The sequence below is a fragment of the Micromonospora sagamiensis genome, from assembly GCF_014680085.1.
GTDB lineage: Bacteria > Actinomycetota > Actinomycetes > Mycobacteriales > Micromonosporaceae > Micromonospora > Micromonospora inyonensis.
The window spans coordinates 4,034,045-4,046,784 of record NZ_AP023438.1 but is presented as its reverse complement, the minus strand read 5'-3'; the positions used below and the strand labels follow the sequence as shown (position 1 = coordinate 4,046,784).

The 12,740-nt window shown below is 73.3% G+C and carries 11 protein-coding genes; 3 read left to right on the top strand and 8 right to left on the bottom strand.

The window, feature by feature from the left end:
- The first annotated feature begins 9 nt into the window (after positions 1 to 9).
- Complete coding sequence (locus IGA62_RS17870) at positions 10 to 1,176, top strand: GNAT family N-acetyltransferase (RefSeq protein WP_145819725.1); 1,167 nt, start codon at positions 10 to 12, stop codon at positions 1,174 to 1,176.
- Positions 1,177 to 1,195: 19 nt separating this feature from the next.
- Complete coding sequence (locus IGA62_RS17865) at positions 1,196 to 2,323, top strand: GNAT family N-acetyltransferase (RefSeq protein WP_145819727.1); 1,128 nt, start codon at positions 1,196 to 1,198, stop codon at positions 2,321 to 2,323.
- Between the two features lie 135 nt (positions 2,324 to 2,458).
- Here IGA62_RS17865 and hpf read toward each other — a convergent pair whose 3' ends face one another.
- From hpf to mtrA, 5 genes are all read right to left on the bottom strand, one after another.
- The gene (gene hpf / locus IGA62_RS17860) at positions 2,459 to 3,085 is read right to left on the bottom strand and encodes a ribosome hibernation-promoting factor, HPF/YfiA family (RefSeq protein ID WP_145819729.1); all 627 of its coding nucleotides are present in this window, start codon (positions 3,083 to 3,085) and stop codon (positions 2,459 to 2,461) included.
- 242 nt (positions 3,086 to 3,327) lie between these two features.
- Entirely contained in the window at positions 3,328 to 4,032 is a 705-nt protein-coding gene (locus IGA62_RS17855) for a ComF family protein (RefSeq protein WP_186500029.1), read from the bottom strand.
- A gap of 5 nt (positions 4,033 to 4,037) precedes the next feature.
- Complete coding sequence (locus IGA62_RS17850) at positions 4,038 to 5,873, bottom strand: LpqB family beta-propeller domain-containing protein (RefSeq protein WP_145819731.1); 1,836 nt, start codon at positions 5,871 to 5,873, stop codon at positions 4,038 to 4,040.
- Positions 5,870 to 7,567 carry an MtrAB system histidine kinase MtrB gene (gene mtrB, locus IGA62_RS17845; RefSeq protein ID WP_377464272.1) on the bottom strand — a complete coding sequence of 566 codons (1,698 nt, stop codon included), beginning with the start codon at positions 7,565 to 7,567 and terminating at the stop codon, positions 5,870 to 5,872. Before mtrB ends, IGA62_RS17850 begins: the two co-directional genes overlap by 4 nt.
- A 70-nt stretch (positions 7,568 to 7,637) precedes the next feature.
- Complete coding sequence (mtrA, locus tag IGA62_RS17840) at positions 7,638 to 8,327, bottom strand: MtrAB system response regulator MtrA (protein WP_145819734.1); 690 nt, start codon at positions 8,325 to 8,327, stop codon at positions 7,638 to 7,640.
- A 171-nt stretch (positions 8,328 to 8,498) separates the two neighbouring features.
- Here mtrA and IGA62_RS17835 point away from each other — a divergent pair, with 171 nt between their 5' ends.
- Positions 8,499 to 8,654, top strand: a complete 156-nt coding sequence (locus tag IGA62_RS17835) for a hypothetical protein (protein WP_186500031.1) — start codon at positions 8,499 to 8,501, stop codon at positions 8,652 to 8,654.
- Positions 8,655 to 8,751: 97 nt separating this feature from the next.
- Here IGA62_RS17835 and ahcY read toward each other — a convergent pair whose 3' ends face one another.
- From ahcY to IGA62_RS17820, 3 genes are all read right to left on the bottom strand, one after another.
- Complete coding sequence (gene ahcY, locus IGA62_RS17830) at positions 8,752 to 10,248, bottom strand: adenosylhomocysteinase (protein ID WP_145819736.1); 1,497 nt, start codon at positions 10,246 to 10,248, stop codon at positions 8,752 to 8,754.
- Positions 10,249 to 10,557: 309 nt separating this feature from the next.
- Positions 10,558 to 11,721: a mannose-6-phosphate isomerase, class I gene (gene manA, locus IGA62_RS17825; RefSeq protein WP_145819738.1), complete on the bottom strand. Its 1,164-nt coding sequence runs from the start codon at positions 11,719 to 11,721 to the stop codon at positions 10,558 to 10,560.
- 2 nt (positions 11,722 to 11,723) lie between these two features.
- Positions 11,724 to 12,698: a cation diffusion facilitator family transporter gene (locus tag IGA62_RS17820; protein WP_145819740.1), complete on the bottom strand. Its 975-nt coding sequence runs from the start codon at positions 12,696 to 12,698 to the stop codon at positions 11,724 to 11,726.
- Positions 12,699 to 12,740 lie beyond the last annotated feature (42 nt).

Sequence of the window (12,740 nt, the reverse complement as noted above, 5' to 3'; positions counted from 1 at the left end):
GATTGCTCCGTGGAGCCTGTGGAGATCATCGAGGACGGCCTGCTGTTGCGCCCATGGCGCCCCGCCGACGCCGGTGACGTGCACCGGGCCTGCCAGGACCCGAACATCCAGCGGTGGACCACGGTACCCCGGCCGTACCTGCCGGAGCACGCCGTGGGTTTCGTGACCGACGTCGCCCCCCGGGGCTGGGCCGAGGGCACCTCGGCGGCCTTCGCCGTCTGCGACGCGGACAGCGGCGAGCTGCTCGGCTCCTGCGGGCTGGTCAGCATCAACCACGCCCTGCGCTCCGCCGAGATCGGCTACTGGACCGCGCCGTGGGCCCGGGGGCGCAACCTCGCCGCGCGGGCGACCCGGGCGGTGGCCCGGTGGGCGTTCGACCGGCTGGAGCTGCGCCGGATCATCTGGCAGGCCGGACTGGGCAACCACGCCTCCCGGCTGGCCGCGCTGCGCTCCGGCTTCCACGTCGACGGCCGGCTCCGGCTGGCCGCGCCACCGCCGGAGGGCCCCACGGACGGCTGGATCGGCTCGCTGCTGCCCGGCGAGGTGCCCGAGCCGGGCGCGGTCGGCCCGGCCGGACCGGGCACCCTGCTGGCCCGCCGCGCGGCGGTCTTCGGTCGTCCGCACCCCGAACTGTTCGCCACCGCCGGCCCGGTCGAGCTACGGCTACGCGCGATGGACGAGCGGGACCTGGACGCCGTCGTGGCCACCTGCCGGGATCCGGAGACCGTGCGCTGGACCAGCGTGCCCGACCCGTACCAGCGCTCGGACGCCGAGGCGTACCTCGCCTACCACCGGTCGACCTGGGCGGACGGGCGGGCCGCCTGCTTCGCCGTCGTCGACCCCGACGACACGTACGTGGCCAACGTCGACCTGCGCATCTCACCGGTGGACCCGGCCCTGGGCGACGTCGGTTTCCTGACCGCACCGCACGCACGCGGTCGGGGCTACCTGCCGGCCGCGCTGGCCGCGGTGGGCGCCTGGGGGTTCACCACCCTCGGCCTGGCCCGGATCGAGTGGCGGGCCAACGTCGGCAACACCGCCTCCCGGCGGGCCGCCGAGAAGGCCGGCTTCCGGATGGAGGGCGTCTCCCGGGGGGCCATCGTGTTCCGCGACACGCGCGTCGACGCCTGGGTGGGCGCGCTGCTCGCCGGGGACCAGGCCGGACAGTCGATCTGACACCGGAACGGGGGACGAGATGGAACCACAGGTGATCGAGGGCGACGGGGTGCGGCTGCGGCCCTACCGGGACACCGACGTCGCCGACATAACCGCCGGCTGCGACGACCCGCTCACCCAGCGCTTCCTGCCTGCGCTGCCCAGCCCGTACACCGAGGCGACCGCCCGCTGGTGGGTCGACGAGGCCGCTCCGGCGGTCTGGGCCAACGGCGGTATGGCGTACGCCGTCGCCGATCCGGACTCCGACCGGCTCCTCGGCGCGGTGGGCATCGACCGGCTGGTGCCCATGCGCCGGCAGGCGGAGATCGGCTACTGGACGGCACCGTGGGCCCGGGGCCGGGGCGTAGCCACCGCCGCCGTCCGGGCGCTGACCGGGCACGCGTTCGCCACCGGCCTGGTCCGGCTGGAACTGTTCACCCACGGGGAGAACGCGGCCAGCCAGCGGGTCGCGCTGGCCGCCGGCTACCGGCACGAGGGGGTACGCCGGGCCGCCGGCCCGCAGCGCGGCGGCGGGCGCTGCGACTCGATCGCCTGGGTACGGCTCGCCGACGACCCGCCCGGACCGACGCCCCGGCTCCTGCCGGACCTCCCGCCCGGCGGGCTCACCGACGGCGTGGTCGCCCTGCGCCCCACCGGCCCGGACGACGTGGACCTGATGTACCGGTTGCACACCCGCCCCGAGGTGGTCGCCAACCGGGTCCCACCGGAGCCTCCCACCCGGCCCGAGGTCGAGCGGCGGTGCCGGATGGCGGCGAGCAACTGGCTGGTCGGCACCGTGGCGGACCTGGTCGTGGTCGACGTGGCCAGCGGCGAGGCGGGTGGCGGCCTCGCCCTGCGGTACGACGAACCGCTCATCAGTCAGGCCATGCTCGGCGCGAGCATGCTGCCCGAATGGCGAGGGCGTGGCCTGCTGACCCGGGGCGTGCGCCTGATGGTCGACTGGGCGTTCGACACGGCGGGCGTGGCCCGGCTGTGGGCCGGCTGCCGGCCGGAGAACGTGGCGCCGCAGCGGGTGCTGGAGAAGGTCGGTTTCCGCCGGGAGGGGGTGCAGCGTGGGCGCCTACCGGGCCCGGACGGCACCCGTATCGACTCGGTGCTCTACGCCCTGCTTCCCACCGACCGTTCGGACCCGCCCGGCCGCCCCTGATCCGCACCTCCACCCTCCCGCTGCCGCTTTCGAGGGCTGGCCGCGGACCGGAGGCCGTCGCCGCCGACTCCGGGGTCGGCGCGGAGAGGGGTGGGGCGGGGGGCCGCGGTACGAGCGACCCCCCGCCGGGGGGACTCAGAGGTCGAGGGAGATGATCCCGTAGTCGTAGGCGTGCCGGCGGTAGACCACGCACGGCCGGCCGGACTCCTTGTTCTGGAACAGATAGAAGTCGTGACCGACGAGTTCCATCTCGAACAGGGCGTCGTCGACGGTCATCGGCTGGGCGGGGTGCACCTTCTCCCGCGCGATGTGCCAGGGCTGGTCGTCGGGCTCCTCGTCCCGTTCGGCGACCGCGGTGGCGGTGGTGGACGCGCTGGTGGAGAGCGTGGGCTCACCGAGGTCCGCGACCGGCAGGCCGGCGGTGGCGGCGGCGACGGAGATCGGCGCGTGCCGTCCCCGGTGGACGCGGCGGCGGTCGGCCGCCCGGCGGAGCCGGGTGTCCAACTTGGCGATGGCGGCGTCCAGCGCGCTGTAGAAGTCGTTGGTGCAGGCCTCGGCCCGAACCACCGGCCCGCGCGACACGCAGGTGATCTCGACGCGCTGGCAGTGGTCCGCCTGACGCGGGTTGCGCTCGTGGAACAACTCGACGTCGACCCGGATGAGCTTGTGGTCGTAACGCTCGATCTTGGCAAGCTTCTCTGCTACGTGTACCCGGTAATGGTCCGGCACTTCGACGTTACGGCCCTTGACCACGATGTCCACGTGACCTCCCTTGATCGGATGGTCTTCGATCCTGATCCGGCCGACCCTGGGAGCATCCCTGCGGCGTCGACCGGTTGCTACGGCTACGCCTCCTTCCACGCCGGGAGCGGTGGATGGGACCCCTCCTACCCCCGACACCGAAACGCTAACTCCTCCTCGCCAACCAGTCACCCCCGGTTGTCATGGCAGACCAGAGAATTTCACAGCTCGGTCACCAAGGGGTGAAACGGAACCACGGAGAGTCACCCTGACCGCCGTTTCCGGGTCGCGGCGAGCACCGCCGCCACGGTGGGCGACAGTCCGGCCGCACCGAGCACACTCCCGACCGCCGCCAGGGTGGCGCCGGTGGTGAGGATGTCGTCGAGCACCACCACGGTGCCGCCCGGGTCGACCGGGCCGGCCGAAGGCCACGCCCGCAGCCGGAACGCCGCGGCCGCGGCCGCCGCCCGGCCGGCGCTGTCCAGCCCCACCGAGTCCGGTCGGGGCAGGGCCCGCACCGGCCGCCGCACCCGCACCGGCCAGCCCGCCGCGCGCAGCCGGGCCGCGGCGTGCCGGGCCAGCCGCCCGAGATGGTCGCCGTAGCGCGCCCGCGCCGCCTCGGCCGTGTCCGGCACCGGCACCAGCAGCACCGGCCGGACCTCGCCGACCGCCGCCGCCACCACCTCGGCCAGCAACCCGCCCAGCGGCCGGGCCAGGCCGTGCCGGCCCCGTTCCTTGTACGCCAGCAGCACCTCCCGCAGCACCCCGTCGTACGCGCCGAGGGCGACGCAGGGCGGGAGGGCGGCGGGGGCGGGGTCGGGGCGTACCGGAACGGGTCGCAACGCGCCCAGCGTGGCCACACAGTCGGCGCAGACGCCGTGCCGCAGCGGGACCCGCCGGGCCCGGCAGCCGGCGCATTCCACCGGCAGCACCAGGTCGGCGAGATCCGCCCAGAGGCTGCCCGGCATGCGGATCAGTAGAGGAAGAACGGGGCGGTCGGACTGCCCGGTGGGGCCTCGGCACCCGCCGGCCCGACCCCCTGGACCTGCTCCCGCAGGACCTGGACAAGCGGCGGCCCGGCCCAGGTGACCCGGTTCGCCTCGTACATCACCGGGCTGCGGGCGAACGGGACGACCGGATTGTCCGGGTAGCTCGCCAGGTGGGTGACCTTCGCACCGAGGTCGGTCCGGAGCGCGACCTCGGCCCCGGCCCCGTCCACGCTGACCTCGTAGACCGCCGGCTGGCCCTGCGTGCCGGCCAGGACCAGCCGGGACTCCCCGGCCCAGTCCACCGCGGTGAGCGCGGTCAGCGAGGTGGGCACCTGACGGGTGGGCCCGACGGTGACCCCGCCGCCGTCCACGCTCACCGCCGCCACGTACAGCCGGCCACCGACGACCAGCGCGATCCGGTGCCCGTCCAGTGCGGCGGCGACCGCGGTGACCGGGCCGGGCACGATCAGCGGCACCGGGGTGAGATGGGCGGCGCTGTCGAAGCGGTGGAGCCGGCCGTCGGCCACCACCAGCCCGTGTGCGCCCCGGGTGTCCGGGGTCTTCAGCCAGACCGGCCGACCGATCGAGCCGTACGTCGCGGCGCTGCGGGCGGCGACCCGTACCGGGGCCGCCCCGCTGCCCACCGCGAGCCGCTGACGCCGGCCGTCGGCCACCACGAGCGCGGCGAGGATCCGGTCCCCGACCCGGCTGAGACCGGCGGAGACGACGTTGCGGTTGTCCGCCTGGGCGACCGGGTCGGTGCCGCTGATCTCGCCGAGGAACGCCAGCGGGCGCACCACCCCCTCGTACACGCAGAACCGCTGCGGGTCCTGCCGGACCAGGTAGACGGGGTTGGCGAGCCGGTGCTGGGCGGCGCTCTCGACCTTCCGGCGGGTCTGGTTGCGGACCTTCAGCTCCAGCGGGCCGTCGAGGTCCGGCAGCGACCAGGCGAGCTGGGTGACGAGCCGGTCGAACTTGGCCCCGTCCTCGCCCGACATGGCGATGTCGATCTCCCACCGACCGTCGGTCTCGGTGGCGTTGTTGATCAGTTGGGCGCCGTCGGGCAGCCGGGTGACGGTCGGGGCGAGCCACTCCGACGGACCGTCGGTGAGCCAGCCGACCACCTCGGTGACCCGGCGCTCCTTCGGCACCGCGAGGGGGAGGTACCGCTGGTCCGGGACGAGCCGGGTCTGGTTGGAGTTCCAGAAGTAGATCGTCGAGGGCCGGTAGAACATCTGGAGCGCCTGGTCGCTGAGGAGCAGCGTGCTCGGCGGGTCCACGACGTAGTAGCCGGCGTCGTCGTCGTCCGACCCGGCCGGCGCGGCGGCCCGCAGGTTGAACTGGTACTCCGTCTCGGTGGCCACCGGGGGCGCGAGGGTGCCGTTGGCCCGCAGCAGCCCCACCTGCTGCACGGCCACCCGGACCGAGAAGGTGGCCTCCTCGCCGGTGGTGCCCTGCGGGTTCACCGTGGTCACCGGGTCGTCGAGCAGGCGGACCACGTTCACCGCGAAGTCGCTGCCCTGCTTCTCCTGGAGCCGGTCCCGGTCCTCCGGGGCGATGAACTGCAACACCCGCTCGTACGCCCGGTTCGCCTCGCCGGCCGGGGCGGCGAGGAAGTTACGGATGAACGCGGCCGAGTCGCTGCCGCTGGCACCGCGCGGCGGCGGCTCGCTGGGGCGGCCGTTGACCGAGCCGGCCTCCCCGACCGGCCCCGGGCCGTCCACCCGCACCTCGGAGAACTGCGGTATCCCGCAGCCGCCCAGCCCTGCGGCGGCCAGCAGCACCCCGGCAAGCAGCGCCGCCACCAGCCGCCGGTTCACGGCCGGACCTCGGCCCGCTCGCCGTCGGTCGCCGGGCCGATCGCCAGGGCCCCGCCGGGCCCGGGGCCGATGGCCAGCAGTTCCCCGTCGCGGGGGCCGCCGAAGGGCAGCGTGGCGTCGGCGGGCACCAGCCGCAGCGGCGAGGTGGTCAGCCGGTCCCCGGCGCGGGCGGGCAGGGTGAGCCGGAACTGCGCGCCCTGCCCCGGCGCGCCCCACGCCTCCAGCCAGCCGCCGTGCAGCCGGGCGTCCTCCAGGCTGATGGAGAGGCCGAGCCCGGTGCCCCCGGTCTGCCGGGCACGGGACGGGTCGGCGCGCCAGAACCGGTTGAACACCAGCTTCTCCTCCCCCGGTTTCAGCCCCACCCCGTGGTCGCGCACGGTCACCGCCACGGCGGTCTCGTCCACGCCGAGGGTGATCCGGACCGGCCGTCCCTCGCCGTGCTCGACGGCGTTGCCGACCAGGTTGCGCAGCACCCGCTCCACCCGGCGCGGATCCACCTCGGCGATCACGGGGGAAGCCGGGACGTCCAGTTCCAGCGGCACGCCGACCCGCTCGGCGAGGCTGCCGAGCCGGTCGGCCACCCGCTGCACCACCGGCACCAGGTCGGTCGGCTCGGAGTCGAGCATCGCGAACCCGGCGTCGAAGCGGCTGATCTCCAGCAGGTCGGTGAGGAGTTCCTCGAAGCGGTCCAGTTCGGCCTGGAGCAACTCGGCGCTGCGGGCCACCGCCGGGTCGAAGTCGTCCCGCTCCGCGAAGATCAGGTCGGCCGCCATCCGTACCGTGGTCAACGGGGTCCGCAGCTCGTGCGAGACGTCGGAGGTGAACCGGCGCTGGATCCGGGACATCTCCTCCAGCCGCAGGATCTGCCGCTGGAGGTTGGTCGCCATCTGGTTGAACGAGGCGGCGAGCAGGGCGAGGTCGTCCTCGCCGTTGACGGTCATCCGCTGGTCGAGCAGGCCGGCGGAGAGGCGCTGGGCGGTCCGGGCCGCCGCCCGGACCGGGCTGACCACCAGCCGGGTCACCAGGGCGGCCAGCAGCCCGAGCAGGAGGACCAACGCCACCCCGGTGGCCACCACGGTGGCCCGCGCGTCGCCGGCCGTCTGGGCCTGCCGGGTCAGCGGTACGAAGTAGTACAGCTCGACCTGGCCGAACCGGGTCGGCACGGGCGAGCCGTACACCAGGTAGGTGGTCCGTTCCCCGGCCACCTGCCCGGTCCGGATCTGGTGGGCGACCTGGCCGTCCGCGACCGCGGCCCGCAGCTCCGCGCTGACCAGGGGCCAGACGTCCACGTCGGGCGAGGTGCGCGACTTCAGCACGCCGGAGTACTGGTCGGCGGTGATGGCGACCACCACCCCGCCGGTCTGCGCCGGGTCGCCCCCGCCGGCCAGGTAGTTGACCGTGCCGTCCAGGGTCTCCTGGAGCTTCGCCTCCTGCGGCTGGCTGAACACCCGGAACTGCTTCTCGGAGTACTCCCGCCCGCTGGTGAGCCGCAGCAGCACGTCGGTCTGCGCGTTCTCCAGCAGGATGCCGGTGATCTTGTCGGCGATCAGGTACGCGAATCCGCCGACCAGCAGACTGGACGTGACGAGTGTGATGGTCACCACACGCACCTGGAGGGAGCGGCGCCAGGTCTGCCGCACTCCGGCGGTGACCCGGGCGGACCACCCGACCAGGGCGTGCCAGAAGGCCCACACGGCGGAGAACCGGTGTGGGCGGGAAGCGGGATCGACGGAGGTCGGGGAGTCACGCACAGTGGTCCCCAGGTTATCCCGTCCCCGCCTTGTAGCCCACGCCCCGCACGGTCAGGATGATCTCCGGCCGCTCCGGGTCCGGCTCGATCTTGGCCCGGAGGCGCTGCACGTGCACGTTCACCAGCCGGGTGTCGGCGGCGTGCCGGTACCCCCAGACCTGCTCCAGCAGGACCTCCCGGGTGAACACCTGGCGCGGCTTGCGGGCCAGCGCGACCAGCAGGTCGAACTCCAGCGGCGTGAGCTTGACCTCCTCGCCGTTGCGGCTGACCGTGTGCGCCGGCACGTCGATGGTGATCTGGTTGGTCGGCGGGCCGATGGTCAGCATCTCCGGTGCGGCGTCCTCGCCCCGACGCAGCCGGGCCCGCATCCGGGCCACCAGCTCCTTGGGCTTGAACGGCTTGACCACGTAGTCGTCCGCCCCGGACTCCAGCCCGAGCACGACGTCGACGGTGTCGCTCTTGGCGGTCAGCATGACGATCGGCACGCCCGACTCGCCCCGGATCGCGCGGGCGACGTCGATGCCGCTCATGCCGGGCAGCATCAGGTCGAGCAGGACGATGTCGGGCCGGTTCTCCCGGAAGGCGGCCAGGGCTCGCTCCCCGTCGGCGACGAAGGAGGGTTGGAACCCCTCGTTGCGCAGCACGATGCCGAGCATCTCGGCAAGCGCAGGGTCGTCGTCGACCACCAGTACCCGTGCTCTCATGGGATTAATATTCCATCCCCGTTCGTCATCGTGGGATCGGTGTCACCAGCGTGATATCCGCGCCGGCAAAGCTTGCCACAGAAAACCCGCGACCAGCAGGGCCGGCGACCCCTACCGGGGCCGCCGGCGGAATCCACCACCGGTGTGGCCGGTGGGACAGGAGGGACCGGCATGCGTGTCCTCGGCCCGTGGCTGGCCGTGCTGGCCGTCGTCCTGCTGCTCAGCGCGCTGCGGTTGCGCGTGCTCGCGGCAGCGGTCTCGGTGGGCTGGCTGGTGTGGTGCGTCTGGACCTGGATCCGGGCGGCGGCGCGGCGCGGCGGCCCCTGAGCCGACGGCCCGGACGGACGAGCCGGACGCCCGGCACCGTCGGGCGGATACGCCGGACCGGGCCGGCTGTGCCCAGCCGGCCCGGTCGCGTCGGTGCTCAGTAGCGGTAGTGCTCCGGCTTGAACGGGCCCTCCGGCGACACGCCGAGGTACGCGGCCTGCTCCTTGGTGAGGGTGCTCAGCTTCGCGCCGAGCGCGTCCAGGTGCAGCCGGGCGACCTTCTCGTCGAGGTGCTTCGGCAGGACGTAGACGCCGATCGGGTACTCGTCGGTCTTGGTGTAGAGCTCGATCTGCGCGATGGTCTGGTTGGCGAACGAGTTCGACATCACGAAGCTCGGGTGCCCGGTGGCGTTGCCCAGGTTGAGCAGCCGACCCTCGGAGAGCACGATGATGGCGTGGCCGTCGTCGAACCGCCAGACGTCGACCTGCGGCTTGATGTTCTCCCGGGTGACGTCCGACCGCTTGGCCAGGCCGGCCATGTCGATCTCGTTGTCGAAGTGGCCGATGTTGCCGACGATGGCCTGGTGCTTCATGCGGGCCATGTGCTCGTTGGTGATCACGTCGAAGCAGCCGGTGGCGGTGATGAAGATGTCGGCCTGCTCCACCACGTCCTCGAGGGTGGCGACCTGGTAGCCGTCCATCGCCGCCTGGAGGGCGCAGATCGGGTCGACCTCGGTCACCACGACCCGGGCGCCCTGGCCGCGCAGCGACTCGGCGCAGCCCTTGCCCACGTCGCCGTAGCCGAGCACGACCGCCATCTTGCCGCCGATCAGCACGTCGGTGGCCCGGTTGATGCCGTCGATGAGCGAGTGCCGGCAGCCGTACTTGTTGTCGAACTTGCTCTTGGTCACCGAGTCGTTCACGTTGATGGCCGGGAAGAGGAGGTTGCCCTCCCGGTGCATCTCGTAGAGGCGGTGCACGCCGGTGGTGGTCTCCTCGGTCACGCCCTTGATGCCGGCGGCGATCCGGGTCCAGCGCTGGTTGTCGGAGGCGAGCGAGCGGTGCAGCACGCCCAGGATGACCGCGAACTCCTCGGACTCGGCGGACTCCACCGGCGGCACCACACCGGCCTTCTCGAACTCGACACCCTTGTGCACGAGCAGGGTGGCGTCACCGCCGTCGTCGAGGATCATGTTCGGCCCCTGGCCGTCCGGCCAGGCCAGCACCTGCTCGGTGCACCACCAGTACTCCTCCAGGGTCTCGCCCTTCCAGGCGTACACCGGGACGCCGGCCGGGGTCTCCGGGGTGCCCTCGGGGCCGACCACGACGGCCGCCGCGGCGTGGTCCTGGGTGGAGAAGATGTTGCACGACGCCCAGCGCACCTCCGCGCCCAGCGCGACCAGGGTCTCGATCAGCACCGCCGTCTGGATGGTCATGTGCAGCGAGCCGGTGATCCGGGCGCCGCGCAGCGGCTGGGCCTCGGCGAACTCACGACGGATCGCCATCAGGCCGGGCATCTCGTGCTCGGCGAGGCGGATCTCCTTGCGCCCGAACTCGGCGAGCGACAGATCCGCCACCTTGAAGTCGCCCTCGGCAAGGGTGCGCGGCCGGGCCTCGGACGGCGCACTGCTGGACGCCGGGAGGGTGCTGGTCATGAGAGCTCCTGTCGGAACGAGATTCTTGGGCGGCTATCCACCTTACGCGAGACAGCGCGCGGGGCGGTCGAGCACAGACGGAGAATCCGTCCAGCATCGGCCGCCCCGCGCATCCCCCCGGTTTGGTTCCCCGCCCGTTTCTCGGACCTGCGTCGCGATAACGGTGCGTACTCACAGGTTCACATCGCGAGTCCGACACGTCAAGCATTTCTGGAATATCCGGCATGCGTGTTGCGCGGTATTCGACCGTTTCTGTCAGATGTTCCCGATCGCCCCCGCCCCAACCGGGCCAGCGCACCCGGAGCGACGTCAGCGCAGGCCAGCGGCGGCGACGAAGGCCTCGCCGGGCCCCCCGAGGATCAGCGGGCCGGCCTCAGCGGTGCCGATCGCCGCCTCGCCGCACCGCAGCGTCACCACACCCGCGCCGTCGCCCACGGTGACCGTCCCGGCCACGCAGAGGACCACCCGGGGACCGGGCACCGGCAGCCGTACCTCCGCCGACCCGGCCGTACCGGCGACCCGGTAGAGCGCGAAGTCGTCGACCGGTACCGGCCAGGTCACCACACCCGGTACGACCGACCGGGCGGCCACCACCGGATCGTCGAGGACGTCGAACCGGAGGATCCGCAGCAACTCCACCGGATCGACGTGCTTGGGGGTGAGCCCGCAGCGCAGCACGTTGTCACTGGCCGCCATCAGTTCCACGCCGGTGCCCCGCAGGTAGGCGTGGAGGTTGCCGGCCGGCATCCAGATCGCCTCGCCGGGCGCCAGCCGCACGCGGTGCAGCAGCAACGCCACCAGCACGCCCGGATCGTCCGGGTACCGGGCGGCCAGCTCGCGGACCAGCGCCGCGTCCGGACCGGTCACCGGTGCCGCCACCACCGCGCCGACCAGCCCGGCCCGCTCCGCCGCCGGCCAGCCGAGCAGCAGACGGACCGCCTCCCGCAGTCCCGACTCGCCGTCGGTCAGGGCGTCCACCACCGGCGCCAACGCGGGCACGCCGAAGCTGGCCAGCGCCGCCGCCGAGACGGCGGGATCGCGGAACCCGCAGAGCGCGTCGAACGGCGTGAGCGCCACCAGCAGTTCCGGCTTGTGGTACGGGTCGACGTAGTTGCGCGGCCCGTCGGCGCGGGCGCAGTCGGCGGCGTACCCGGCCCGGGCCTGCTCGGCGTCCGGGTGGACCTGGAGGCTCAGTGGCGCCTCGGCGGCCAGCACCTTGAGCAGGAAGGGCAGCCGGGGGCCGAACCGGTCCAGCACCTGGGCGCCGAGCCAGTGGCCGGGATCGGCGGCGAGCAGGTCGAGCAAACTCACCCGCGCGCCGTCCCGATCCACCGTCGCCGGGGCGCCCGGGTGGGCACCCAGCCACAGTTCCGCCTCCGGCCCGTCGCTGGGCACCGGGCGCCCCTGGAGCTCGGCGATCGCCGACCGGGACCCCCATGCGTAGTCCCGGACCGGCCCGTACAGCTGCTCCATGGTCAGTGCCCGGACTGCCCGTCGTCCGTCCCCGCCGCCGGGGTCGCGGCGGCCTGCGCCTTGGCCGCCGAGTAGATGTCCGGTTCGAGGTAGATCACTCGGGCGACGGGCAGGGCCGCGCGGATCCGGGCCTCCGCGGCGTTGATCCCTTCGGCGATCCGGTCGGCCGACGCGCCGGCCGGTACGGCGATCTTCGCGGCCACCAGCAGCTCCTCCGGGCCGAGGTACAGGGTCTTCATGTGGATGATCCGCTCCACCTCCGGCCCGGCGGCGATCGCCCGCTCGATCCGAGCCACGTCGTCGGCCTCGGCGCCCTCACCGAGCAGCAGGCTCTTGGTCTCGATCGCCAGGATGACCGCGATGGCCACCAGCAGGACGCCGATCGCCGCGGTGCCGGCGGCGTCCCACAGCCCGTTGCCGGTGATCAGGGTCATGCTGACCCCGATGAGCGCGAGGACCAGGCCGACCAGCGCGCCGAGGTCCTCCAGGAGCACCACCGGCAGCTCCGGGGCCTTGGCCCGCCGGACGAACTGCACCCAGGTGGCCTTGCCCCGCACGTGGTTGGACTCGACGATCGCGGTGCGGAAGGAGAACGTCTCCATGATGATCGCCGCCACCAGCACGGTCACCGGCACCCACTGCCAGCTGTCGATTCCGTGCGGGTCGTGCCACTTGTGGTACGCCTCGTAGAGCGCGAAGAGGCCACCGACGCTGAACAGCACGATCGAGACGATGAACGCGTAGACGTAGCGCTCCCGGCCGTACCCGAAGGGGTGCTGCGGGGTGGCCTGCCGCCTGGCCCGGCGACCGCCGAGCAGCAGCAGCCCCTGGTTGCCGGAGTCGGCGACCGAGTGGATCGACTCGGCGAGCATCGACGACGAGCCGGTCAGCAGGAACGCGATGAACTTGGTGACGGCGATGCCGACGTTGGCCAGCAGCGCGGCCACGATCGCCTTGGTGCCGCCGCCGGCGCTCACGCCGCCGCTCCGTCCGGTGTGTGGTGCGGCACGGATGTGCCG

Coding starts and splice junctions, on each gene's coding strand:
- IGA62_RS17855 (WP_186500029.1), bottom strand. CDS start 4,032: ATGCCGGGCAGCCTCTGGGCGGATCTCGCCGACCTGGTGCTGCCGGTG.
- IGA62_RS17835 (WP_186500031.1), top strand. CDS start 8,499: ATGCGTGTCCTCGGCCCGTGGCTGGCCGTGCTGGCCGTCGTCCTGCTG.
- IGA62_RS17865 (WP_145819727.1), top strand. CDS start 1,196: ATGGAACCACAGGTGATCGAGGGCGACGGGGTGCGGCTGCGGCCCTAC.
- ahcY (WP_145819736.1), bottom strand. CDS start 10,248: ATGACCAGCACCCTCCCGGCGTCCAGCAGTGCGCCGTCCGAGGCCCGG.
- mtrA (WP_145819734.1), bottom strand. CDS start 8,327: ATGAGAGCACGGGTACTGGTGGTCGACGACGACCCTGCGCTTGCCGAG.
- manA (WP_145819738.1), bottom strand. CDS start 11,721: ATGGAGCAGCTGTACGGGCCGGTCCGGGACTACGCATGGGGGTCCCGG.